Here is a 22,351-nt window from a genome sequence, read left to right on the forward strand (position 1 = left end):
CTGCGCTCCGCTTGAACGGAGCGCAATTGGTGAAAGTTCTGCTATCGCGTCGTTGGAACGACGTCTGTAGCGGTTTTAGGTGGGCGAACGATAAAGGGAACCACTGCGGAGATGAGCATGACGACAGCCAGCACGTGCAGGCCGCTGGCAAAAGATCCGCTGGTCTGTCGCAGATGCGCGATCAGCAAAGGACCGAAGGCGCTGGCAAAGCCCCACGCTGTGAGCATCAGGCCGTAGATAGGTCCGACATAGCGAGAGCCGAAGTAATCCGCTGCGAAAGCGGGCATGGTGCCAAAGCCGCCTCCGTAGCACATCAGAACGATGAAAGCGACCGCCGTGAGCGGCGCGACGGCACCGAGACTCGGAAGGAACCAGAAGAGCGCGGCCTGCAAAAGGAACATGACGAGGAAGGTATAGCGTCGCGTCAGATAGTCCGACATCGAGGCCCAGAAGACACGTCCCAGAGCATTGCCGATGCTGACGATTCCTACCATGCCTGCAGCGACGATTGCGCTGACCTTCGTCAGCTCCTGGAACATGGGAGCTTCCTGCGAGATGATCGAGATCCCTGCCGAGGTGTTGAGAAAGAGGAGAACCCAGAGTGCCCACCACTGCCAGCTCTTCAGCGCTTCAGCCAGAGTGAAGTCACGTGCCGCCTGAGACTTCAGCGAAACCTTTGGAGTCCAGCCTTCCGGCTTCCAGTCTGCCGGTGGGTTCTGCATAAAGAAGCCCGCGCCGACACAGATCACGAGATACGCCGTGCCGAGATAGGCGAAGGTCGTCATGACGCCTATGCTCTGGATGAGGCGAGTAGCCACCGGCGCGGTGATGAGAGCGCCTGCACCAAATCCGCCAACAGCGATGCCTGTCATCAGGCCGCGCTTGTCGGGGAACCACTTCACCAGCACGGAGACGGGAATGATGTATGCGAAGCCCAGGCCGATACCACCGATGAACCCATAGGTAAGGTAGAGCCACCAGAGCCGACCGGCGGAGAGGCTGGCAAGAATTGTGCCCAGACCGTAAAGCAGACCACCCGTCATCGCGACGACGCGGGGACCACTGCGATCGTTCCAGAGGCCACCGAAGAACGCGGCAAAGCCGAGGACAAAGATCGCAATGGTAAAGGTGAGTGTGACCTCTGCAATGCTCCAGTGAAACTGGGTCGCCAGTGGCTTACGAAAGACGCTCCACGCGTACACAGCGCCTAGCGCAACCTGCAGAAGAACGCCTGCGGCCGCGATGCCCCATCGCTTCGAGTTCATCGTTTGATCCTCGGATGAATCTATTTTGTTAGATAGATATCTGATGCGGAAAGCGAACCACGTGCCGCATCAGTCCGCATAAAGTCATGGGCCATCCGAGATTGGATGGCCCATGTGAAACGGTAAGAAAATTTCCGCTATGGGGCGAAGGAGCCAGGGATCAGCCGGTCGTACCAGGGTGTGTGAAGCGGCATGCCCGGTTCGTCCGATTTTTCCACGGTGATGGTGATGTGCTTCGCGGCAGGCTGATTGCTCTTCTCTGCAACGCTGCCGATGGGCAGCAGAACATTGAGTTCGGGGAAGTATCCCGCGCAGTCGCCTTTGCTCAGACGGTAAGGGACGACGACGAAACGCTTCGCGTAGCGGGTTTGGTCATTGAAGTAGCTGGTGATGTTGATGATGTCGCCAGCCTTCAGGCCTCGGTCGCGCATGTCCTCGGTATTCATCATCAGGACGCGGCGTTCGTTATGAATGCCGCGATAGACATCGTTCCAGGCATAGACGGTCGTGTTGAACTGATCGTGGCTGCGAACGGTGGTGACGACGAGCTGCCCGGGCTTGAGATCGTGCTTCGGAAGCTCGATCACGGCAAAGTTCGCCTTGCCTGTTTTGGTGTCAGCAAAGTTTCCTTCGCGCGGCTTGTTGGGAAGATAGAAGCCAAACTTCTGGCGAACCTTCTCGTTATAGCCGTCGCAGCCGGGAATGACTTTGCCAATCAAATCGCGGATCAGATCATAGTTGTCGAGCAACGAGAGCCAGTCGACCTTCGACTTTGTGCCGAGCGTGCGCGCGGCGATGTGGCAGATCATCGCGGGCTCCGACATGAGGAGCTTCGACGCAGGCTCCAGACGCCCGTGCGACATTTCCACTACACCCATTGAGTTTTCCGTGCTCTGGAACTGATGTCCGGATTTCTGCTCGTCGAGCTCAGTACGGCCAAGCGCCGGAAGGATGAGCGCTCTCTTGCCGGTAACGAGGTGGCCGCGATTCAACTTGGTGCTGATCTGCACGGTCAGGCGCGTGTTGCGCATAGCCTCTGCTGTGTATTCCGTATCCGGGGCCGCGGAGAGAAAGTTGCCGCAGAGGCCGATGAAGACCTTCGCCTTTCCCGCATGCATGGCCTTGATGGATTCGACAACATCGAAGCCATGATGACGCGGCGGATCGAAGCCGAAGACTTTCTGCAGTTGATTGAGGAAGGGCTCACGTGGCCGTTCCCAGACACCCATGGTGCGGTCGCCCTGCACGTTGGAGTGGCCGCGTACGGGACAGACGCCCGCGCCGGGTTTGCCGATGGCGCCGCGCAGCAGGTTGATGTTGACCAGTTCCTGAATCGCCGAGACCGCGGTCTTCTGCTGCGTCAGGCCCAGGCACCATGCCGTAATGATGCGGTCGGACTTCACCAGCAGCTCGGCGACTTCACGCATCTTCTCGCGTGGAACGCCGGACTGATGCACAAGCACGTCAAAGTCCGCCAACCGAAGATCGGCGATCAACTCTTCGATTCCAGAAGTCTTTTCGCGGATGAACGTCCAGTCGAAGGCTTTGCCTGGATTCGCGTCTTCCAGAGCAAGCATCTCTTTCAGGATCCCTTTGAAGAGAGGGATGTCACCGTTGATGCGGATCTGCAGGTACAGATCGGTGAGTTTCTGCCCATTGCCGATGACGCCCTTCGGTTCCTGTGGATCTTTGAACCGCAGCAGCCCCGCTTCGACGAGGGGGTTGATCGAGATGATCGTCGCTCCCGCTTCTTTTGCTTCGGAGAGCGTCGTGAGCATGCGGGGATGGTTCGTCGCCGGGTTATGACCGATGAGGAAGATGACCTGCGCCTTCGCAAAGTCGTCGATCTTTACCGTGCCCTTGCCGATGCCGATGGATTCAGTCAAAGCCGATCCGGAGCTCTCGTGGCACATGTTGGAACAGTCCGGCATGTTGTTGGTGCCGAAGTGCCGCGCAAAGACGCCGTAGAGGAACGCCGACTCATTGCTGGCGCGACCGGAGGTGTAAAAGACTGCCTCGTCCGGGCTTTCGAGCGCGTTGAGCTCGTCCGCGATTATCTGGTACGACTCGTCCCAGGAGATCGGCGTGTAATGCTCTTCGCCTTCGCGTAGCACCATAGGTTCCGTCAGGCGTCCCTGTTGGCCGAGCCAGTATTCATCGTGGTTGGAGAGTTCGACGATGGAGTGCTTGGCGAAGAACTCCCGTCCGCACTTACGCGAGTCGGTCTCCCACGCGACGGCCTTTGCTCCATTTTCACAGAATTCAAAAAACTTTCGATGGCCATCGGTCTCCGGCCATGCGCAGCTCATGCAGTCGACGCCGTGTGAGTGGTTCAAGATCGAAAGGGAACTTGCACCTCGCAGGATCGACTTGTTCATGAATAGATGCTCGGTCGAGCGGACGACAGCGGCCACGCCAGCGGCATAGTGCTCTGGCTCGGTGAGCCACATCGGTCGCAGTTCGGCAGGAAACTGGGCCTGCACCGGATGGAACTTCCAGCTTGGTTGTTCCAGGGCTTCGCCCGCTAGTCCGTCCGAGGAGATCGGATTGTTGCGAATGCGCGCTTCGCTGTTGATGTCGTTTTTTTCGGCTTCCCAGTGAGAGGGCGTTTGAGCATCCATCTGGCCTTCGGCTTGATCCTGATGATCGGCGGGGTCCGATTGGGGGGCGGTATCGTTCCGGGGCGTAGTTGCCATTTTGACCTCCAGAGTCCGTAGAACGATTGTAGGCTTGCGATCCTTGCTGCGCATTCAATCAGAAGGAGGACGGAGATCATTGGATGCATTTTCCCTAACCTCCGCATCTCCTGAAACGTCGACATCGATCTGATTTTCCGATTGCGATGTTTTCCGTTTGCGTAGAATGAGCGAAACCTGATCCCCAATTTCCATCAATAAAGAGGCCCTCCTTTGGATCGTCGCCATTTTCTGCAAACTAGTCTGCTTGCAACCCCTTCCGCATTGGCTTTAGGACAACGAACGGAGCACCGGGCGGAGAGCTTCTCTCGCCCGCTTCCTTCTGCAATCGCCGCGCTCAAGAACCGCAAGGACGAAGCCGTGCCGATCACCCTTGCCGAGCGCGAAGCTCGTTTTGAAACCGCGCGTCGGCTGATGAATGAGGAGAAAATCGATGCCATCCTGTTGGCGGGCGGCACCTCCCTGGTGTACTTCACCGGCATGCGGCTAGGAAACAGCGAACGTATGTTCTGTTTTGTAATTCCACAGAAGGGCGACGCCTTCGTCGTCTGTCCGGCGTTCGAGAAAGACCGCATGATGGAGCGGATGAATCTTCTTCCGGGAGGAGCAACGATCCGCATTTACACCTGGCAGGAGCATGAAAGTCCTTACGCGCTTGTGCGCAAAGGGCTTGCCGACGGAGGTGTGGACTCGGGCACGCTCGGTATCGAAGAAAAGACGCCGTTTGTTTACGCCAACGAGATCGCCAAGGCGTGCGGCAATCTGCACGTGGTGGACGCTACGCCGGTGATCGCTGGTTGCCGCATGATCAAAAGTCCCGCAGAGTTAGCGCTAATGAAGCTGGCGTGCTCCGTAACGCTGCAAGTCTACGAAGCGGTATGGAAGTCCGCGCATCCGGGCCTGACCACGGCACAGTTTAGCGAGCTGTGCGACGCAGCGTATCGGCACGTCGGTTTTCCCGGAGACACGAGCTGCCAGACGGGAATCTACAGTGCATTGCCGCATGGATCGGTCACGCCGCAGGTGATCAAAGAAAACGACATCGTGCTGATCGACGACGGCTGCATGGTGGAAGGGTATGTATCCGATCTGTCGCGCACCTTCGTGTACGGCAAACCGACCGACAGGATGTTGCGCGTCTTCGACGTAGTGCATCAGGCGCAGGCGGCGGCACTGGCTGCGGCGAAGCCGGGCGTGGAGTGCCAGGCGGTGGATGCTGCGGCACGCAAGGTCATTACCGACGCAGGATTTGGTCCGGACTACAAGACGTTCACGCACAGAGTCGGTCACGGCATTGGGATGGACGGGCATGAGTGGACCTACCTGGTACGGGGAAACACGACGAAGCTGCGACAGGGGATGACCTTCTCGGATGAGCCCGGTATTTATCTCAAGGGCGAGTTCGGTGTTCGGCTGGAAGACGATATGGCCATCACCGAGCACGGTGCAGAGATGATGACGCCGACCAGCGCTTCGCTGACACAGCCTTTTAGCAGCTAATACAAGCATTTTTTTGATTTCAGGAGAGTTACAAAGACGGCGACTTTGTAAATAAAAATGCGAAAGTCGCCGTTTTTTCTTGCGTTAGCGCGTACGTAGTTCTATCGTGGGACAAATCACCTCATCTAAATCGAGCGCGGTCTTGAAGGCTAAGACTGTGTAGGGGGGCCTTGCGGCTCGCCGACGAACACGTGCATCTTTTCTCACCCGTTGGGATGTAACTGAAGCGAAACCTTCGCTCAGCAGAAAAGTATAGGAGAGCTCTAAAACATGAAGTTATTTCCGAGGCAAGTGAAGTTTGTTCTGATGCTGTTCGTTCTTGCGCTGACGCAAGCGATCACAGCACAGACGTTCCGCGGTGGTATCGCGGGAACAGTGCAGGACAGCAGCGGCGCAGTGGTCCCCAACGCCAAGATTTCTTTGACTGGTACCGACACCGGCTATAAGCGCGAACTGGAGTCCACAAGCTCCGGCGACTACACCTTCCCGGATCTTCCTCTCGGAAACTATTCGATTGAGGTTTCATCCGCAGGCTTTGCGTCTACGAAGATCGATAAGATCGCGGTTCGTCCAGGTCAGGTCTATTCGCTGGAAATCAAGCTCAGCGTTTCTACCTCGTCAGAACTGATCGAGGTCAATGCAGCAGCGGTCTCTCTGGATACCGTTTCTTCGACGAACAACGCTGTCGTCAATGAGAAGGCTGTAGAAAACATGCCTCTCAACGGTCGTGACTTTACGCAGCTCATCAAGATTGTTCCCGGATATAACGGAGCAGGTTCGCTCAACGGTACGCGTACGAACCAGAACAACTATCAGATCGATGGTGCGGACAATAACGATATCTGGCAAAACGCTTCAGCAGCCAACCAGGGAGGCGTAGGCTCCATCGCTGGTGTCACGATTCCCATCGATGCAATCGATCAGTTCACTGTTCAAACGCAGGCCAACGCGGAATCCGGACGCAACGGCGGTGGTCTCATCTCGCTCGCTATCAAATCCGGTACGAACCGCATTCACGGAACGGCATATTACTTCAACCGTAACGAGTTCTTCGCGGCGCGCAGTCCATTCCTCAAGGACACGGACCGCAAGCCAGCCCTCCGCAATCAGCAGTTCGGCGGTTCGCTTGGCGGCCCCATCATTCACGACAAGCTCTTCTACTTCGTAAACTATGAGCGTCAGAAGTACACGATTGCGAACTCCGCTTCCGCTACCGAACCAACCACCGCATACGTGGCTCAGGCGACTGCGCTTCTCGCGGCTCACGGAATCTCTGTCAACCCGCTCTCGCTCAGCGTGATCACGCTGTGGCCGCAGGGCAACAAGAACTCCGGACCCGCAGCCAACGGTAACTTCCTGGACACCACACCCCAGCATGGTTACAGCGATAACTCCATCGGCAAGATCGATTGGACAATCACCCCGCGCCAGCAGCTTTCGGCACGCGCCTTCATCGGTACCGGCCGTCAGTTCGCCACCTCCAGCAGCACTGGTCCATTTATCTCTGACTATTATCAAGTCGCTCCTGACATCACCCAGAACTTCACGGTAGTCCACAACTGGGCAGTTACGAACCATATCTCGAACCAGCTCCTCGCGGGCGTGGGCGTCTTCAATCAGACCTTCAACGACCAGAACCACAGCCAGAACATTCCGGCGCTCGGCCTTAACACCGGAGTCACCACACCGTCGCTCTTCGGCGCTCCCACCATCACGATTAGTTCTTCGACGGATTTTGATCAGGTTGGTCCAACTCAGCCCCTCGGACGTAAGGACTACACCGGTCACCTGACCGACACCATGACGTGGCTCAAGGGTAAGCACCAGTTCCGCTTTGGTGGTGAATTCCGTCGCAACTACATGGACCTGCAGTATCAGCGTAACGTTCGTGGAACCTTCACCTTTACTGGCAACGCTTCGGCCAGCGTTGCACTGCCTGCCGGAGCGACTTCTTACGCTGCCGATACTGCGCCAACACAGGCCGTCAAGGGACTTGCTGACTTCCTGGCTGGTTATGTGGGTTCATCGTCCTTCACGCAGGGTACGCTGCGCCGCGGTATCTATAACAAGGCGTTCGATATCTTCGCTCAGGACACCTACACCGTTCTTCCGTCGCTCACCTTGAACTACGGTGTCCGTTACACCTACAACGGACCCTTCACCTCCAACGGCGTGATCTCGGGCTTCCGCCCCGGAGCAACGAACGCAGACGCCTATGGTCTGGAGATTGTCGGTCAGGGCCTCGACTCCGTGTACAACTCCAACAAGACCAACTTTGCTCCGCGCTTTGGCTTCTCTTATCAGCCAGCGCAGAAGATGGTCATCCGCGGTACGTACGGTATCTACTTCGACGTTCCCAACTGGAACGGCTTCTTCGATAACCGTCCAGGCAATGGCGGCGCATCCGGTGTGCAGGCCAATCCAACCGGCGCGACCCCTGTACTCAACCTGAGCCGCAACTTATACCAGTGGCAGACGGGTGTGAACCCATTTGTCGGTGCCTCCATTCCTGCCGCCCTCGGTCTTTCCACTGTCGACCCTAACTTCAAAACGGCGTATGTGCAGAACTTCAACCTGAATACGCAATATCAGATCAGCCGCAACACGATGTTGCAGATCAGCTACGTCGGCTCGCTGGGCCGTCGTCTGTTCCGCCTTCGTGACATCAACCAGGCACGCCCCGGAATCGGTGCGACAACTGCTGCACTCCAGCCACGTCGCCCCTTCTACACGGACACCCGTCTGGCGAACCGTACGACCATCGCAGCCATTAACCAGATGGAAAGCAAGGCTGCATCGAACTACCACTCGATCCAGGCGATGCTGCGTACCAGCAATTACCACGGTCTGACCGCGCAGGGTTCTTACACGCTCGGTCATGCCTTCGACAACGTATCGGGTACCCGCGGATTCGCTCCTCAGGATTCGACCAACATCGATGGAGAGTATGGCAGCGCCGACTTCGACGTGCGCCAGACGTTCAATGGTTACATCGTCTACGAAGTGCCAAAGTTTACCGATCACGCAACGTACCTTACACGTGGCTGGCAGGGCAATGCCTTCATCACCGCTTACACGGGTACGCCCTTTTCGGCAAAGCTGGGTAGCACGGACAACAGTGGCACTGGCGAACTCCAGGACCGCCTGAACCAGATCGGAGATCCAAAGGCAGGCCTGAACCGTCAATTGGTCCGTCCGGCGGGTGCAACTCCCTACGTCCAGTGGTACACGGGCGCGGCTTTCCAGACGGCGCCTGCGGGCACCTTCGGAACAACCGCACGTAACGCCTACCGTGGACCTGGATTTGCCACAGTCGATGCGGCTGTTGTGAAAAACACCTACATCCACGAAGGCATCAACCTCCAGTTGCGGGCTGAGATGTTCAACATCTTCAACCGCCTGAATCTGGCGAACCCCAGCCTTTCGGGCTCGCCAACGGGCAGTTCTTTCGGTCGCAGCACAAACACTCGTTCCAACAGCGGCGCCCCCGGCATCGGACCGGGTGAGCCGTTCAATGTGCAGCTCGCGGGCAAGATCATTTTCTAACTTGCACCCAACAGACGAACCAACACAGGCTGAGAACGAATTCGTTCTCAGCCTGTGTTGTGTCTGATAGCTTTTCCAATCGAATAAAGCGAACAGGAGATTGTAATGAAGCGTTTTGCAGTGATTTTGACGGGTGCGGCCTTATTGGCCCCGCCGCCGACGTTTGCGCAGATGGGTGCTCCTGGGCAGCGTCCCACAGGGATGCCGGCAGTGGCTGGACCTTTGGCAGCAAAGTATAAGACGGACGCAGACAAAATTCTGACTGCGGCGATGGAGGACAACGAAGGCTATGCCGATTTGGCGTACCTCTGCGATCACATCGGAAAGCGCATCAGTGGGAGTCCGCAGCTGAACACCGCCATAGAGTGGGGCGCGGACCTGATGAAGAAGGCTGGCCTGCAGAACGTGCAGATTCAGCCGGTGATGGTGCCGCACTGGGTGCGTGGTGGCGAGTCTGCCGCTCTGGTCGGGCCGGTGAAGAAGCCTCTCCACATGCTGGGCCTGGGCATGAGCGTGGGCACATCGAAGGAAGGCACCACGGCGGACGTCGTCTTTGTGCATGACTTCGCGGAGTTGGATGCGCTGCCCGACGCGCAGGTCAAGGGAAAGATCGTCGTCTTCAATCCGGGATGGAAGGGCTACGGCGTTGGTTCGATGTACCGAACGGGCGGAGCGTCGCACGCTGCGGCAAAAGGCGCTGCCGCAATGCTGGTGCGTTCTGCCACCGGGCTGGCGATGAAGACGCCGCACACCGGAACGCTGCGCTATGACGAGAAGCAGACCAAAATTCCGGCTGCTGCGATCTCGGTCGAAGACGCGTTGATGATCGAACGCCTGAGCAAGGAAGGTCCCGTCAAAGTGCATCTGCAGATGGATGCGCATATGGAAGAGGACGTGAAGGCAGGGAACGTCATGGGCGAGATCGTCGGCAGCGAGCATCCGGAACAGGTGGTCGTTCTTGGTGGTCACATCGACTCGTGGGACGTCGGCCAGGGCGCACAGGACGACGGCTCCGGCATCATGGCAACGTTCGAAGCGGTCTCTCTCATCCACAAGCTGGGACTGAAGCCGAAGCGTACGATCCGCATCGTCTTCTGGGTGAATGAAGAGAATGGCGGAGCCGGTGGACGCGCGTATCGCCAGCTCATTGGTGACAAGATCGGCGACCAGGTGGCCGCGATCGAGATGGATGGTGGTGCGGAGAAGCCACTGGGTATCGGCTATGGCGGATTCGGTGGCGGACGTCGTCCGACTCCTCCCGTTCCTGGTGCAGTTGCTGCGCCAGTGGCAGAACCACGCGGCATGGACGAGAGCACGCTCTCTCCAGCGGAGAAGCAATCCTTCGTTTACATGAAGGACATCGCTTCCTTACTTGAATCGATCGGCGCGAACACGGTTTCGCCCGGCGGCGGCGGTTCGGACATTGGACCCATTACTACAGACGGCGTTCCGGCCCTGAGTCCCGCAACGGTGGGTGACCACTACTTCGACTGGCACCACACCGAGGCCGATACGCTGGATAAGGTGGACGTCGATTCCTTCAAACGGAACACGGCGATGCTGTCTGTCGTGGCGTATGTGCTTGCGGATATGGACGGCCGTCTCGCTGGACAGAAATCTGTAGCGCGCGAGTAATTCAACTCTTACGAGTCCTTAAACAGTGATGCCCTCGCTTCCGGGAGGGCATCTGTTTAAGTGTGAAGTCCTTAGAACTCGAACCGAACCGAACCGCGAGCGTAGAAGGCGCGCTGGAAGGAGAGAGGCTTCAAGTAATCGACGTTCGGCGTGGTGGAGTTGAGTTCTGAATCCTGATCGACCTGTGTGAGCGACCGGGAGTTGAGGACGTTGAACATATCCCAAGAGAGCTTTACCTTTGCACCTTCGCGAACCGGAATGGAGTAGTCGGTGTGAAGGTCGAGCTGCATGTTGGAAGCAGTGCGACCGAGGCTTCCACGTCCGTTGCCTAGAGGAATTTCGCCCTCGTTGTCATAGACGGGGTGAGCGCCGAGGTTTGTAAGGGGAGCGCCAGCCTGGCCACGGAATCCGATGCCCTGTGTGAGGTTCTTGAGGAAGCCGCTCGGTACGACATAGGAGCCGTATAGGTTCGCGACGTGACGTCGGTCGGTGTTGAGAAAGCCAGACTTGAACTGGTTACCCAACAGGCCGAGCACACCTTGAGTGAAGTCGAAGAGTGAGCTCACACCGGGGTCGGACTGACCGTTATCGTTGCGGAAGAGACCTTCATAGTTTCCGTAGAGCTTCGCGTAACGATAGTTCACGCGCATCAGGAAGTTGTGGCTGAAGTTCTTATTCGCTTCGATTTCCAATGCCTGGTAGTGACGACGAGCTGCTGCAAATCCATCCGCTTTGCCGTCTGGAGTTGGGAGGCCAGCAACGTCAGGGTTTTGGCCGCAGGCGCCGCCGAGGGCATCACCGGCCGCGTTGTGCTGAATGCCGTAGTCGAGTACACAATTTGCCGGTGGAGTGGTGGTGTAAGCCTCCTCCTGTTCGTTGACGAAATAGTCTGCGGAGGGGCTTGGATTACCAATCAAGAAGTTTTGAAAGGGGCCAATGTTTGGATCAGCACCAAGGGCACCTTCCGGCGAAACGCCGGAGAGATCTTCAAGAATTCTCAGAAGACGGCGATCGGTGTACCGTGCACTCACGACAAACCCTAAGCCGACCTGACGTTCGATTCCGGCAACGAACTCTTCTTCATAGTTCAGCTTGGTGCCCGAGGCAATGAGTTCGGGTGCCGAACCGCTGATGGAGAGACCTCTACCGGCGCCTGCGGCTACCCCGTTGTCATCGACGCCTGCCGCCGTATTTCCGCTCAGCAGATGGGCTGCATCAAGAACCGGAATGACCGTTCCCAGGGAACTGAGAACTACCTGATGATTTGCGTCCGAAAGGGGCGCGTAGTTAGCGCGGTAGACATCCTGCTCCTGGTTGAGTTCGCGAACGGCGGCGTCTGCTGGAAGCATTTGCGTGTAGCGAGCGTAGTTGAAGAAGACCTTGCCTTTGCGATCTCCGAAGGGATCGATATTGATGCCTACACGCGGAGACCAATTGTCATTGAAGACATACTGCTGAACTACACCGTTGAGCTGCTCCTCTTCCCAGCGGAGACCTGCGTTGACGCTGATGTGCTTGTTGATGACCCAGTCATCGTTCGCATAGAGCTGGTGATATCCAACGCTGGTGAACGCCTGGGGAGTGCTAAAGATGCCACGATTCTGCGAGAGGTAAACCTGCGCTAGACCATAGCCCGGGATGTTCATCTGGGGGCATAGAGTCAGAGGGCAGTTCGGGTCTGGACTGTCTTTGGTGTAATTAAGCGCAATCAACTTGAAGCCCGCGCTCGTCTGCGTCCCCGCGATTGCAGCAGGAGTTGCGGCCCCAGCGCTATTTGTGGTGGGGAAAGCGTAGGTCCCACCGGTATAACCCTTGAACAGGTCATAGATGGCACGGTCAAATTCGTACCCAATGGAGAGGGTATGGGTGCCAAAGAAGCTGACCGTTTTTTCTGTTTCCGCGGTGAAGCTGTAGGCGTGAGTATCAGGATTCTGATAGTAACCGAGACCTGCCGCATTGAACTGAGCGCCAGCGAGCCCAAGATTAGGCTGTGTCGTATCGGTGATGTTGTAAAGATTCTGAAATCCAGACTCGGTAAAGTGGGTCTGCTTCGCGGTGCCTGCAATATTGAGGACCCAAGTCGGTGTGATCGCCGCATTCATATGGAAAACCTCGTTACGCGATCCGAAGTTCCAGCGGCTGAACGACGACGAGTTAGCCTGGTTGAAGTTGGGATAAAGGGGGAAGGTATCCTGGTTGGCGTATCCGTATCCATAGTTGCTGCTGGAGGGATCGCCGAAGGCAGACGCGTCGAAGGTCAGTGTCTCAAACGGCTTGTAGGTGATCTTGCCAGCCCAACTGTAGGCCGTAATGGAGTTGGTGAACGCACCCTGCGCTGCGAGACCGGAACCTGCGGGCGCGATATATTGCACCTGGTTGAGCGAAGGATTGAAGGCACCGAAGAAGAAGAGCTTGTCACGCATACCGTGGAATGGAATGTAGCCGCCCAATTCAATGGCTGCGTCATACTGGGGTACGCCAAAGATGCGTCCATGGGTGTTCACGCGATTGAAGAAGTCATCTGCGTAGCGCTGGGTTGAGCTGAACTGTGCGGGAGCAAAGTAGGCTGAGACCGCTCCATGGAAATGAGTTCCGCCCGTTTTCGTCACGATCAGTGCAATACCGCCGTCCGCGCGACCATACTTCGGCTCCAAAGCGCCGGTCTTTACCTGAACGCCCTGAATGAAGGACAAGTTGATGCCTGTTCCGAGAGAGCCGTAGGTCGGGCTGAAGACGCCGAGACCACCGTAACCGACGTCGGTCAGATTCACGCCGTCGATGATGTACTGATTCTCCAGGCCAGTTGCGCCACCGATGGAGGGATTCGCATTTCCGGTACCACCGCCGTTAACTGCACCAGGAGCCGTATAGAACAGGCTTCCAACATTGCGCGCCACGGGAACCTGCTCATAGAAGGTGTAATCCAGGTTGCTGCCGATAGCCGTCGAAACGGTATTTACTTCAACGCTGTTCGCCTTGACTTCAATAACGTCCGAAACCTGGCCGATCTGTATGGAAAGATCAAAGCTCGACAGGCGTCCGATTACGACGTTGACGTTCTTTGCCTCAGTCGCGCTGAAGCCTTCTTTCTTGGCTGTTACAGAGTAGAGACCAGGCGTAAGGCCACCGATTGTGTAGCGTCCCGTGGCATCGGTCGTCACTTCTTTTTGATCGGTCGCACCCTTCAAGGTCACCTTTGCTCCCGGGACGGCAGCACCACTGCCATCCGTGATGACGCCCGACAGTCCGCCACGTGTTGCGGAAGTCTCCTGGGCGTAAAGCAGAGGACCAACCCTTGTTCCCGTCGAGAACAAAAGTGCAGATACAAAAATCCCTTTGATCAATAGCTTCACAAGCATCTCCAAAATTTAGCGGTAGGATTCAGGGCGTATGGGCTTTTGCCCTATACGGCCGTATCTCATTTGGTATACGCACGACGTATGCCAAATGAAATTCTCTTTAGAATCATGAAAGTACTTTGAAGTTGAGAAAGCTCAATATTCCAGATTCTGGAGATTACAGGTTCGTAAATGCGGTTTCGCGGAGCGCTCGTCGAAGGAACGACATGGGATTAGAATGACGCGTACACTATGAATTTCCGCTCAATGTATTCAGGCAGTTCTATTTTGGGAATAAAGGCATTCGGATCTATTACAGTTCGAGTTACATGTCTCTTATTGGCGCTAGTTATCGCGCAGTCGAGTATGTTAGCCAAAGATCCACATCTGCCGGAGATCTATGCTCATTGGCTGAACCAGGAAGTGAACTACCTAATCACTTCGGAAGAAAGAACTGAGTTTCTTCATCTCACTTCGGACACGGCGCGCGAGCAGTTCATCGAGACATTCTGGAAGATCAGAAATCCTTCTCCTGCGGCCCCTACCAATGTCTTCAAGGACGAACATTATCAGCGATTGGCCTATGCAAATCAGCACTTCGGCACGCTCTCTCTGAACGATGGAGCAAGCACGGCTCGGGGAATGGTCTACATCACACTCGGTGAACCAGCGCAAATCCAGTCTTATCCGGAATCGAAGCACCTGCGGCCAATCCAGATGTGGTTTTACCAGAACACCAGCGGGGCAATTCCCGTCCACTTCTATGTGCTCTTTTACAAACCCAGTCCGATTGAAGATTACAAGCTCTACTCACCTACCGGCGATAGGCCACAAAAGCTGATCAATGGTACGGACGCCGTCAATAACGATCCCGTTGCGATCAAGATCATTAACGACGACTTGGGAGTCGAGATGGCCCATGTCGCCCTGTCTCTTATTCCTGGTGAACCTGTCGATCTCAAATCGCCTTCGCCCTCGATGCAATCCGATATCTTACTCAGTAACATCCGAAATTACTGGAATCTTCCTCTCAATAAAGAACGTATTCGCGAGAGACGAGGAGCCTCCGAGCAGGTCTCCCATCGCATTATTCTTGGGGAAGAGTTTTTCGATCTTACTGCGGTCGTAGAGCGGAGTTCTACGAAGCAGCTGCGCGTCAATTACCTTCTTCGCTTCCGTGAACCCCGCGACCTGGGATTGGCGCAGCAGGCGGATGGGCGTTTCTTTTATAACTTCGTTCTCGAAGCGAAATTAACATCTGCCTCGGGTAAGGAAGTCTATCGTCAGACAGAAAAGCTCTCCGACTATCTCAGCCAGAAACAGTTTGAAGAGATCAAGAGCAAAATTTTCGGTGTTGAAGGAAGTCTGCCTATCGCTCCAGGTCACTATGATCTGCATCTTGCACTTACGAATCAGATCAGCCATCAAACCTTCCAGCAAACGAAGACCCTTCTTGTGCCCGCGTACGATCATCCACTGGCGATCAGTTCGGTATTCTTCGCGGCGAAGGAAGTGCCGGGCAAAGATTACGCGGGTAATCTGCCCTTCAGTTATTCCGGCTTGAAGCTGGCGCCCGTCGGTTCCGACAACACCACCATCGCGCAGGGAGACCCCTTACGCATGATCTTCCAACTATGGGAGGCTGCGGGAACGCCAACGGAGCTCCGTGGGAAGACGCTTGAGATCAGTTATGTGATTGGACAGCTGGGCTCTCAGGAAAAGCAGGAAGAGCAGCAGACGGTGGACCGCGGCGATTTCGATGCAGCGGGCAATCTACTCATCGGCAGAGACTTTCGCACGGACATCCTTCGCCCTGCAAGCTACCGGTTGATTATCAAGGTAGAAAATCCTGAAGACCACGGTACGGTCTATCAATCTCTGAGCTTCCGTGTAGCCCCTGCATCCCCGGCACCGCCAGCACTTTGGACTTTGCTGGTTCCGGCAGGTACAGGCGAAGTAGTCGCAGAAAAAACCTCTTCCAAATAGCGATAAACAGGCAATCTAGCGGCTGAGGCTTGTACCAATGTTTTTTAAGTAACGAAGATACGCGGAGAGCTTTTCCGGAACCGTACGGTAATAGACGTTCAGTCCCTCCTTGCGAGAAGAGACCAGACCAAGTTCCGTCAACACTTTCAAATGGTGGGACAAAGTCGCGTTGGAGATGGCGTTCTTGGCGTGCATGTCGCTGCAGCAGAGTTCTTCGTGTTCTGCAATCTGCGTATAAACGGCGAGCCGGTTCGGATCTCCGAGTGCCTTCCCGATCTGCGCGACTTCGTCGTCCTTGATACTTGCCATATGGAATGAGACGCATTAGAGCGGATTAAGGGCACTAAAAAGACGCCTATAAAAAATAACCCCTAAGAGTTGAATCCAACTATTTCGACGTTCATCTAAATAGTTCGCAGGCTGGATCCGCTGCGCGACTGGAGAACTCGAGATGTGGATTGTCCGCCTTGCTTTGAATCGTCCTTACACTTTCATTGTAGCGGCGATCCTGATTCTTGTTCTTGGTTTCTCTTCCATCGCGACGACGCCGACGGACATCTTCCCTAACATCGACATCCCTGTGGTGACGATCATCTGGTCCTACTCGGGTCTGCCTGCGAAAGAGATGGAGCAGCGCGTCACCACCTTCAGTGAGTTCGTCATGGCGGTGGTGAATGACGTGAAGGCGATTGATTCCCAGACAACCAGCGGCGCAAGTGTCATTAAAATTTCGTTCCAGCCGCAGGTCCATATCGATGCGGCCATGTCGCAGGTGGGGGCGGCGGTAAACTCCATCCGCTTCCGCATGCCGCCTGGTGTAAATCCCCCGTGGATTTTGCGGTTTAGCGCCTCGACCGTCCCCATTATTCAGCTTGCTCTTTCGAGCGATACGCTCTCCGAATCTGAGATCTACGACTACGGTCTCTTCCGTATCCGTCAGCAGTTGACAACGGTGCCCGGCACGCTGCTGCCCACGCCTTACGGCGGAGTCGCGCGGCAGATCATGGTGGACCTCGACCAGAATGCGCTTCTCGCAAAAGGGCTAACGCCGATCGATGTTACGGCGGCCATCAATGCGCAGAACGTGACGCTCCCTTCAGGCACAGCCAAAGTCGACGCGCGCGAATATACGGTCAGTACGAACTCTAGCCCCGTCGATGCGCTCTCGCTGAACGATGTGCCGATCAAGACGGTTAACGGATCGCTCGTTTATATGCGTGATGTGGCCCACGTGAGGGACGGCTGGTCGGTGCAGCAGAACGTCGCCAGGGCGAACGGCAAACCGGCAGCGCTTCTCGCCATCATGAAGACCGGCTCGGTGTCGACGCTCGACATCGTCAACCAGATCAAGAACGATGTTCTTCCTGCTTCGCGTGCAGCGGCTCCCAAGGGATTGAAGATCACGGAGCTCTTCGATCAATCCATCTTCGTAAAAGCATCCATTGTCGGCGTACTTCGCGAAGGTGTAATCGCCGCGAGTCTTACGGCGTTGATGATCCTGCTCTTCCTCGGTAGCTGGAGAAGCACGCTCATTATCGCCATCTCCATTCCGCTTTCGATTCTTAGTTCCATCATCGTCCTGAGTGCGATGGGCGAGACGATGAATACCATGACGCTCGGCGGCCTTGCCCTGGCCATTGGTATCCTGGTGGACGACGCGACGGTCACCATCGAAAATATCCACCGCCATATGGACGACCAGCCCCTGCGGGAAGCGGTGCTGATTGGCGCTTCTGAGATTGCAACGCCAACGCTCGTCTCTACACTGACGATCTGCATTGTCTTCGTCTCGGTGGTCTTCCTGACCGGTCCTGCAAAGTTTCTCTTCACGCCCATGGCGCTCGCAGTCGTCTTCGCTATGCTCGCCTCGTATGTGCTTTCGAGAACGCTTGTTCCGGTACTCGTGAACTTCTTTCTCGGCGCCGAGCAGAAGCATGGCATCCACGAAGAAGAGCAGGCTAAGTCAACGTCCTTCTTTGGCCGCATCAACGACCGCTTCAATGAAGGCTATGCCCGGGTGCAGGGCGTCTATACGCGCTCGCTGGAAAAGGTTTTGAATCACCCAAAGCCAGCGCTCATTGCGTCGATTGCGATCATGTCTACCGCGTTCCTTCTATTGCCTTTCATCGGTAGGGACTTCTTTCCCTCGGTGGACGCAGGGCAGATCAAGCTGCACATTCGGGCTCGTCCTGGAACCCGCATTGAGGCCACGAAAGTCCTCTTCAGCCAGGTTGAAGACCAGATTCGCAAGATGATCCCGGCGAATGAAACCGATCTGATTATGGACAACATCGGTCTGACGCCCGAGACCTTCAACTATGCCTTCGGCGACGGCGCAACCATCAGCAGCGCCGATGGAGAGGTGCTCATCGCCCTCAATGCAAAACATCACGGCTCCACGGAAAAATATATGAAAGAGCTGCGGTCGCAACTGCAAAAGCAGTTCCCCGATCTCACCTTCTTCTTCCAGCCCGCCGACATGGTGACGCAGATTTTGAACTTTGGACTGCCTGCGCCGATCGATGTGCAGGTGCAGGGTTACGATCCTGCAAACTACAACATCGCACGGCATCTTCGCGAGCGCCTCGCTTCAGTTCCTGGTGCGGTGGATGTGCATATGCATCAGGTCGTCGATGCACCGGATCTTCATCTCGACGTTGATCGCGTGCGTGCCGCACAGTTCGGTCTGACGCAGCAGGACGTGGCGAACAGCATGTATATCTCGCTGGCCTCCAGCGCTGCGGTGCAACCGAACTTCTGGCTGGACCCCAAGATGGGCATTACGTATACCGTGGCCGCACAGACGCCGCAGTACAACATCGACTCTATCAACGCGCTGCAGAACACGCCGATCCCGATTCCTACAATGCGTAACCGCACGGAGGTGCTGGGCAACATGGCAACGCTGACGCCTGCCATTCTGCCCGTCGTCATCAACCACCATAACGGTGCGCCCGTCTTCGACATCTTCGCGAATACGCAGGACAGCGATCTCGGTTCCATCGCTTCGAAGGTAAACAAGATCGTGAAGGAAGAGAGTGCGCATCTACCACCGGGTACGAAGATCGTTGTACGCGGACAGGTGGAGAGCATGAACGAAGCCTTCAATCGTCTGGGCCTCGGTCTTACCTTCGCCGCGCTGCTGGTCTACCTGTTGATGGTGGTGAATTATCAGAGCTGGCTCGATCCCTTCATCATCATCTGCGCTCTGCCAGGAGCCTTCTGCGGTATCGTCTGGGCGCTCTTCCTCACGCAGACCACCTTCAACGTCCCGAGCTTGATGGGAGCCATCATGTCGATCGGTGTGGCTACGGCCAACTCGATTCTCCTGGTGACCTTCGCCAACGAGCTTCGGGAAAAGGGAGTCGCGCCTCTTGAAGCGGCCCTGACCGCAGGCTTCACGCGGTTGCGCCCCATCATCATGACGGCTTTCGCCATGATCATTGGCATGTTGCCGATGGCGCTCGGTATAGGAGAAGGCGGCGAGCAGAATGCACCTCTGGCACGGGCCGTGATCGGCGGTCTCGGTGTCGCCACTTTCGCCACGCTCTTCTTTGTTCCTCTGATGTTCACTTTGATCCACGGAAGAAACGCCAACACGCCACAGGAGGCAGTATGACGCAGCAGACACAAATCGTTCCGACCGAAGAGACCACTGCACGGTCCTCCAGCGTAGTTCTGCGAGTGGGTGTGACCGTGGCGATTCTTCTCGTGCTGGTTGCCATCGGAGTTGTGCCACGCCTCTCGCGACAGCGCGACGCCCTTGCTGCTTCACGTGAGGCACCGGCCACGCATCCGGTGGTCACGCTCATTCACCCAAAGCAGGGCGAGCCAACCTCTGTGCTGCAATTGCCCGGAAACATTGAACCGCTTTACAGTGCCAATCTGTATGCACGTGTGGACGGTTACCTTGCCAGTCGTAGTGTGGACATCGGCACCAAGGTGAAAGCAGGCCAGGTCCTGGCGGTGATCTCTTCTCCGGAAGTCGATCAGCAGCTTTTGCAGGCCAAGGCCGCTCTAGCGCAGTCGCAAGCTTCGCTTGAGCAAGCGAAGGCCGCGCTCGAACAGGCGAGGGCCAACGCTGAACTTACACGCCTGACCAAGGAGCGCGATCTTCCGTTGGGAGAGCAGCATGCCATCTCGCAACAGATTGTAGACAGCGCAGTGCAATCGCACAACGCGCGGTTGGCGGATGTCTCCGCCGCTTCTGCCAACATCACGGCAGCGGAAGCGAACGTGACGGCCAATCGTGCGAACGTCTCGCGTATCCAGCAGACACAAAGCTTCGAGCGGATCGTCGCTCCCTTCGACGGCGTCATTACGCAGCGCAATGTGGAACGTGGCGATCTTGTGAGCATTGGCACGCCGGCTGCGGGCAAACCGCTCTTTAGCATTGCGCAGAGCGGAACGTTGCGCATTCAGGTCGATGTCCCTCAGTCTGAGGCGGTTGCGATCAAAGACGGGCAGACCGCTGCAGTCGATGTGAAAGAGCGTCTTGGACGCGCCTACACAGGCACTGTGATTCGCAATGCGGGAGCTCTCAACAACGCCGCACGCACCATGCTCACCGAAGTGCAGTTGGACAACAAGGACGGTTCGCTGCTACCGGGCATGTATGCGCAGGTCAGGTTCACCCTGCCGCAGCAACGCAACTCTCTAATCATTCCTACAAGCGCCCTTGTAGTGAACCAAGGCGGAATGCATGTGGTCACGATGGATGCAGGGCAAACGATCCACTTTGTGCCCGTCACCATCGGCAAGGATATGGGCAAGGAAATCGAGATTCTGAATGGGCTGCAAGGCTCGGAGTCGCTGGTGGCAAGCCCTGGCGATCTCCTGAATGAGGGCGAACATGTCGAAGTACGCTGATTTCAAACCGACTCAAAGTAAATCGATGGATGAGACGAGATCACGCAAGGTGGTCAGGTATGTCCTGCAGACCGCACTCGCGGGTCTGTTGACGTTGATGATCGTCGGTTGCCGCGTGGGACCAAACTATGCGAGACCTATGGGCACCACGCCGCAAAGCTATCGTGGCGCATTGGCTCCTGAGATTGCACCGGCAACACAGGCCGGTGCGTCGCTCGGCGACCGTCAATGGGCCGCGGTCTTTCAGGATCCGGTCCTGCAGCGGCTAGTCGCGGAGGCCTTGCAGAACAACCTGGACCTTCGCGTTGCCGCGCAGCGAGTGCTGGAAGCACAGGCACAGGTGGGTATCACTCGGTCGCAGCAGATGCCGACGATCAACGGCGGAGGCAGTTACTCCGCTCTGCAGATCCCCAGCTCGCTCGCGGGCAATAAGTCCGACGGTACTCCCGCAAACTCCTTTTTTAGCGGCGGAGGCTTCAGCGCATCGGCGGCGTGGAACCTGGATTTCTGGGGCATGTATCGCCGCCAGACGGAGGCCGCCCGTGCGGAACTTCTCGCCAGCGCATGGGGACAACGCGCCACACGGGTCACGCTTGTGCAAGAGGTCGCCGAGGCATACTTTCGGCTTCGCAGCCTCGATGAGCAGTTAGAGATCACCAACAATACCATCAAGGCTCGGCAGGACTCTTTGCAGCTCACGCAATCGCTGGAGAAGTACGGCTTCGGTTCCAGGGCAGACACGCGACAGGCAGAAGAACTCCTCCACTCCGCGCTGGCGAACCTGCCCGAGATCCGCCGACAGATTGCCGTACAGGAGAACACGATCAGCATCCTTCTCGGCCACAATCCGGATGGCGTAGAGCGCGGTCTGAAGGTCGCGGACCAGCCGCATCCCGAAGAGGTGCCGACAGGCGTACCTTCACAGTTGCTGGAAAGACGCCCCGACATTCAGCGTGCGGAGGCTACGCTCATTGCGGCCAACGCCCGCATTGGAGTCGCCAAAGCGCAGTTCTTCCCTCAGATCTCGTTAACGAGTATGGGGGGCTCTGCCAGCAACCAGCTACAGAACATCTTCTCCAGCAAGAACGCTTACTGGTACGCGGCCGGTTCTCTGTCCGAGCCCATCTTTGACGGCGGTCGCATCCGTAGTAACTATCACTACTCGCAGGCGCAACAACAGGAGATGCTTCTCGAATATCGAAAGACAATTCTGACTGCACTCAAGGAGGTCTCGAACTCTCTGGTCGCTTACAAGGAGACGCGCGAACGCCGTGCGGAACAGACCGCGCTGGTCGTCTCTGCTACGGACGCTGTGCGTTTGGCGAGGCTACGTTACTCCGGCGGAAATACAAGCTATCTCGAAGTACTTACGAACGATACCAACCTCTATGACGCGCAACTGCAATTAGCGCTCAGCCAGGAGCAAGAGGCCGTCTCGCTGGTGCAGCTTTACGCGGCCCTTGGAGGAGGATGGCAGTAATCGCCAGAATTGAAATGAGACGAAAAAAAATTTCAT

At 56.5% G+C, this 22,351-nt stretch carries 11 protein-coding genes; 7 read left to right on the top strand and 4 right to left on the bottom strand.

The window, feature by feature from the left end; translation table 11 throughout:
* Positions 1-41: 41 nt before the first annotated feature.
* A complete protein-coding gene (locus ACIPR4_RS00885) occupies positions 42-1,265 on the bottom strand; it encodes an L-lactate MFS transporter (RefSeq protein WP_013566753.1) in 1,224 nt (407 codons plus the stop codon).
* Between the two features lie 137 nt (positions 1,266-1,402).
* Positions 1,403-3,961 (bottom strand): FdhF/YdeP family oxidoreductase, encoded by a 2,559-nt coding sequence (locus ACIPR4_RS00890; protein WP_013566754.1) that lies wholly within the window; start codon positions 3,959-3,961, stop codon positions 1,403-1,405.
* A gap of 213 nt (positions 3,962-4,174) precedes the next feature.
* Between ACIPR4_RS00890 and ACIPR4_RS00895 the strand changes: the two genes are divergently transcribed.
* The 3 genes from ACIPR4_RS00895 to ACIPR4_RS00905 all read left to right on the top strand — a co-directional run bounded on the left by ACIPR4_RS00895 (position 4,175) and on the right by ACIPR4_RS00905 (position 10,642).
* Complete coding sequence (locus ACIPR4_RS00895) at positions 4,175-5,461, top strand: M24 family metallopeptidase (protein ID WP_013566755.1); 1,287 nt, start codon at positions 4,175-4,177, stop codon at positions 5,459-5,461.
* Between the two features lie 270 nt (positions 5,462-5,731).
* The gene (locus ACIPR4_RS00900) at positions 5,732-9,007 is read left to right on the top strand and encodes a TonB-dependent receptor (RefSeq protein ID WP_013566756.1); all 3,276 of its coding nucleotides are present in this window, start codon (positions 5,732-5,734) and stop codon (positions 9,005-9,007) included.
* Between the two features lie 105 nt (positions 9,008-9,112).
* Entirely contained in the window at positions 9,113-10,642 is a 1,530-nt protein-coding gene (locus ACIPR4_RS00905) for a M20/M25/M40 family metallo-hydrolase (protein ID WP_013566757.1), read from the top strand.
* A 71-nt stretch (positions 10,643-10,713) separates the two neighbouring features.
* Here ACIPR4_RS00905 and ACIPR4_RS00910 read toward each other — a convergent pair whose 3' ends face one another.
* On the bottom strand, positions 10,714-14,001 hold the full coding sequence (locus ACIPR4_RS00910) for a TonB-dependent receptor (protein WP_041585859.1): 3,288 nt from the start codon (positions 13,999-14,001) through the stop codon (positions 10,714-10,716).
* Between the two features lie 345 nt (positions 14,002-14,346).
* Here ACIPR4_RS00910 and ACIPR4_RS21335 point away from each other — a divergent pair, with 345 nt between their 5' ends.
* Positions 14,347-15,966, top strand: coding sequence for a GWxTD domain-containing protein (locus ACIPR4_RS21335; protein ID WP_049780753.1), 1,620 nt, complete (start codon positions 14,347-14,349; stop codon positions 15,964-15,966).
* Between the two features lie 15 nt (positions 15,967-15,981).
* Here the strand turns inward: ACIPR4_RS21335 and ACIPR4_RS00920 are convergent, their stop codons facing one another.
* Positions 15,982-16,275, bottom strand: a complete 294-nt coding sequence (locus tag ACIPR4_RS00920; RefSeq protein ID WP_013566760.1) for an ArsR/SmtB family transcription factor — start codon at positions 16,273-16,275, stop codon at positions 15,982-15,984.
* Positions 16,276-16,417: 142 nt separating this feature from the next.
* On the opposite strand from ACIPR4_RS00920, the gene ACIPR4_RS00925 reads away from it, so the two are divergent.
* From ACIPR4_RS00925 to ACIPR4_RS00935, 3 genes are read left to right on the top strand one after another with little or no spacing between them, the layout of a single operon-like run.
* Positions 16,418-19,585: an efflux RND transporter permease subunit gene (locus tag ACIPR4_RS00925; protein ID WP_013566761.1), complete on the top strand. Its 3,168-nt coding sequence runs from the start codon at positions 16,418-16,420 to the stop codon at positions 19,583-19,585.
* Positions 19,582-20,835: an efflux RND transporter periplasmic adaptor subunit gene (locus ACIPR4_RS00930; protein ID WP_013566762.1), complete on the top strand. Its 1,254-nt coding sequence runs from the start codon at positions 19,582-19,584 to the stop codon at positions 20,833-20,835. The genes ACIPR4_RS00925 and ACIPR4_RS00930 overlap by 4 nt, the downstream gene beginning before the upstream one ends.
* Entirely contained in the window at positions 20,819-22,315 is a 1,497-nt protein-coding gene (locus tag ACIPR4_RS00935) for an efflux transporter outer membrane subunit (RefSeq protein ID WP_013566763.1), read from the top strand. The genes ACIPR4_RS00930 and ACIPR4_RS00935 overlap by 17 nt, the downstream gene beginning before the upstream one ends.
* Positions 22,316-22,351: the final 36 nt, after the last annotated feature.

This window comes from Terriglobus saanensis SP1PR4 (genome assembly GCF_000179915.2).
Classification (GTDB): Bacteria; Acidobacteriota; Terriglobia; order Terriglobales; family Acidobacteriaceae; genus Terriglobus; species Terriglobus saanensis.

Excerpts from the sequence above, each read along its gene's own strand:
- ACIPR4_RS00890 (WP_013566754.1), bottom strand. The coding sequence starts at position 3,961 with ATGGCAACTACGCCCCGGAACGATACCGCCCCCCAATCGGACCCCGCC.
- ACIPR4_RS21335 (WP_049780753.1), top strand. The coding sequence starts at position 14,347 with ATGTTAGCCAAAGATCCACATCTGCCGGAGATCTATGCTCATTGGCTG.
- ACIPR4_RS00910 (WP_041585859.1), bottom strand. The coding sequence starts at position 14,001 with ATGCTTGTGAAGCTATTGATCAAAGGGATTTTTGTATCTGCACTTTTG.
- ACIPR4_RS00905 (WP_013566757.1), top strand. The coding sequence starts at position 9,113 with ATGAAGCGTTTTGCAGTGATTTTGACGGGTGCGGCCTTATTGGCCCCG.
- ACIPR4_RS00925 (WP_013566761.1), top strand. The coding sequence starts at position 16,418 with ATGTGGATTGTCCGCCTTGCTTTGAATCGTCCTTACACTTTCATTGTA.
- ACIPR4_RS00920 (WP_013566760.1), bottom strand. The coding sequence starts at position 16,275 with ATGGCAAGTATCAAGGACGACGAAGTCGCGCAGATCGGGAAGGCACTC.
- ACIPR4_RS00900 (WP_013566756.1), top strand. The coding sequence starts at position 5,732 with ATGAAGTTATTTCCGAGGCAAGTGAAGTTTGTTCTGATGCTGTTCGTT.
- ACIPR4_RS00935 (WP_013566763.1), top strand. The coding sequence starts at position 20,819 with ATGTCGAAGTACGCTGATTTCAAACCGACTCAAAGTAAATCGATGGAT.
- ACIPR4_RS00930 (WP_013566762.1), top strand. The coding sequence starts at position 19,582 with ATGACGCAGCAGACACAAATCGTTCCGACCGAAGAGACCACTGCACGG.
- ACIPR4_RS00885 (WP_013566753.1), bottom strand. The coding sequence starts at position 1,265 with ATGAACTCGAAGCGATGGGGCATCGCGGCCGCAGGCGTTCTTCTGCAG.